General features: G+C 51.6%; 4 protein-coding genes. 3 read left to right on the top strand and 1 reads right to left on the bottom strand.

Going from position 1 to position 2654, the window contains the following annotated elements:
* A partial coding sequence (locus GRX64_RS03865) for a transposase (RefSeq protein ID WP_207308723.1) occupies positions 1-258 on the top strand: 258 nt, incomplete at its 5' end.
* A 112-nt stretch (positions 259-370) separates the two neighbouring features.
* Positions 371-1063, top strand: a complete 693-nt coding sequence (locus GRX64_RS03860; protein WP_166263878.1) for a transposase — start codon at positions 371-373, stop codon at positions 1061-1063.
* A gap of 338 nt (positions 1064-1401) precedes the next feature.
* Here the strand turns inward: GRX64_RS03860 and GRX64_RS03855 are convergent, their stop codons facing one another.
* A complete protein-coding gene (locus tag GRX64_RS03855) occupies positions 1402-2178 on the bottom strand; it encodes a hypothetical protein (protein WP_166263877.1) in 777 nt (258 codons plus the stop codon).
* A gap of 176 nt (positions 2179-2354) precedes the next feature.
* Between GRX64_RS03855 and GRX64_RS03850 the strand changes: the two genes are divergently transcribed.
* Positions 2355-2654: transposase (locus GRX64_RS03850; RefSeq protein WP_235937512.1), on the top strand; the 300-nt coding region annotated here is incomplete at its 3' end.

The raw sequence follows: 2654 nt of genomic DNA, 5'->3' as shown, positions 1-2654 counted from the left end.
ACCTCACGAGGTAATCGGCGAGAAGCGATTTACGAGACAGACGAGGACAGGGAGTCCTTTCTTGCATTCCTGGATGACGTTTGCGGTACGTTCAACTGGGTGCGCCATGCCTACTGTCTGATGGGCAATCATTACCACCTTTTGATCGAAACGCCTGATGACAATCTCTCCAGGGGGATGCGCCACCTGAACGGTGTCTATACCCAGAAATTTAATCAGCGCCACCGGAGGGTGGGGCATGTCTTTCAGGGGGGATGAAAGGGGTCAGATCGATTTAAAATTGGTCAACTCGGCCTAAGAGGACTGTTCAGTTAGAATGCCGGTTGGAGCCAATGGATAGGCTCACCAAAAAGCCAAACGGATGTGGAATATGCCTCGGAAGACACGGATGTATCTGCCTGGCGTTCCTGTGCACGTGGTTCAGCGTGGCCACAATCGGGATGCCTGTTTCTTTGCGGAAGACGATTTTCGCTACTATCGCCAGATGTTGGGTGAGGGGCTGAAGCGCTATGGTGCTGAGCTCCATGCTTATTGCCTGATGACCAACCACGTTCACCTTCTGATCACGCCGGAATATGGCGATAGCATCTCCCGGGTTATGCAGCATCTCGGTCGCCAATACGTTCAGTACATCAATAGAACTTACCGTCGTTCGGGCACACTGTGGGAAGGGCGTCATAAAGGGAGTTTGATCGATGCCGAAGGCTATCTCCTGAGTTGCTATCGCTATATTGAACTCAATCCGGTGACGGCTTGCATGGTCGAGAAGCCGGAAGAGTATCCCTGGAGCAGCTTCCGCTTCAATGCATTGGGGGAGCCTGACAGTCTGATTTCGCCACATCCACTCTACGATGCTATCGGTATCAGCAGTGCAAAACGCCGCATCGCGTATCGTGATCTATTCAGATCTAGCCTTCCGGAACAGGTCTGCCATGATATCGCCAAGTGCTTGTCTGCCAGTCAGATCCTGGGTAGCGGCCAGTTTCGGGAGCAAGTGGAGGCCGCGCTTGGGCGCAAGGTTGGGAAGGTTGGGCGGGGGCGACCAGCAAGTCGACGGAGCTGATCAAAATAAAATCAATCTGACCCCTTTAAGCCTTAGACCCCTTTAAGCCCCAGCGTCCCTGGCGGCTCGGGAAAAATAGATCTGTCCCGGTTCACGCAGACCAGTCCTTTTGGTGAGGCTTTAATTGCCCTCATCACGCTTTTTGTTTCTTAGCAATTGGGTGAGTCCGTAACCAACTGCGATGAATGCGAGGAAGATGATAGGAAACGCCCACCAGGAGCTGAAGTAGACAGCACCAATCAACGCAACGAATATACCGATGTAAATCAGGAATTCATTCAATATGTATGCGATGGATTCCGGGAGTGTCCGAACAAACTCTGAGTCGCGAAAAGATCTCACTTACACAACCCTCTGATATCAACGTTGTCGGGACGGGAGCAGAATTCTGACAATGGAATTGGTGCGGGAGAGATTTCGTTAACGGCGGATATGCCCTGCAAGCCCGATTTTACCGCTTCGGTAAGTTCAGGAACCTTTTGGTCATCTGAGGCGAATCGGGATAGAGATCGGTAACCCTCTGGTAGAGCCTGAGCTTTTCCCGTGATCATCGAATCGATTATATGCTCGGCGGTATCGAAGTTTCCCGCAACAGATCGGATGGCTGCTCCAAAGGTGGCAAGCATAAGGTTGGTAACGCTTACAGGGATTTTTACTTTTGGACCGACTGCACCGCCCCGCCTGCCACCAGTACTTGCAAAGTTTGTGAATATTCCGCCGTGAATGCGGCCGGCGATGTCTGCCTTTCGATACTTGAGATTGAACCGAACAGCTCTATTGATTAGATCCAGCGACTGTTCGCGATTTTCCTCTGCTAAAAGCTGATTGAGGACTTTTCCAAGCGCCTGCTGTCGAAGCATAGCGCGCGCTTTCTGGCGCTCTCCCCACATGCCAGTCACCATTTGGATCTGAATGATGCCAATCCACCATGTTTTGGGGTGATTGTAGATTCCGTTGAAATAACGCTGCCAGCCAGGATCCTGATCGCGGGTAAATCTATCTGCGAACTGCGTGGAGTCGTCCGAGGCTTGCACTCGGGCGAGGAAATGCCCTATGGAATTTTTATCAGAGACGGAAAGAGCGAATGGGGTGGAGCCCCGATTACCAGGTAGCATGTGTAGTTCCTTTACACGTAACAATGATTCGAGAAAATGATTACATCACGCCTTAGCCATTTTTGGCAATATTGGTGAAGATAACGGGGTCAGGTCTTGCCTTTTGCTCTCTTGCGAATTTTGGGAAGGCGTAGCAGTCTAGCTCACTGATTTAATGCCGGTTAAGGAGCCAAGGAATGGCGAGGGCGCGGCGACTGGAGTTCGCTGGTGCTTTGTCTCATGTAACCTCACGAGGTAATCGGCGAGAAGCGATTTACGAGACAGACGAGGACAGGGAGTCCTTTCTTGCATTCCTGGATGACGTTTGCGGTACGTTCAACTGGGTGCGCCATGCCTACTGTCTGATGGGCAATCATTACCACCTTTTGATCGAAACGCCTGATGACAATCTCTCCAGGGGGATGCGCCACCTGAACGGTGTCTATACCCAGAAATTTAATCAGCGCCACCGGAGGGTGGGGCATGTCTTTCAGGGG

It is taken from the genome of Marinobacter caseinilyticus, assembly GCF_011074955.1.
GTDB classification, from domain to species: Bacteria; Pseudomonadota; Gammaproteobacteria; order Pseudomonadales; family Oleiphilaceae; genus Marinobacter; species Marinobacter caseinilyticus.
Note: the sequence above shows the minus strand (reverse complement) of the source record. Positions and strands in the feature narration are given on the sequence as shown.

What these genes read in the sequence shown, in the direction of transcription:
- GRX64_RS03860 (WP_166263878.1), top strand. Translation starts at nt 371, where the DNA reads ATGCCTCGGAAGACACGGATGTATCTGCCTGGCGTTCCTGTGCACGTG.
- GRX64_RS03855 (WP_166263877.1), bottom strand. Translation starts at nt 2,178, where the DNA reads ATGCTACCTGGTAATCGGGGCTCCACCCCATTCGCTCTTTCCGTCTCT.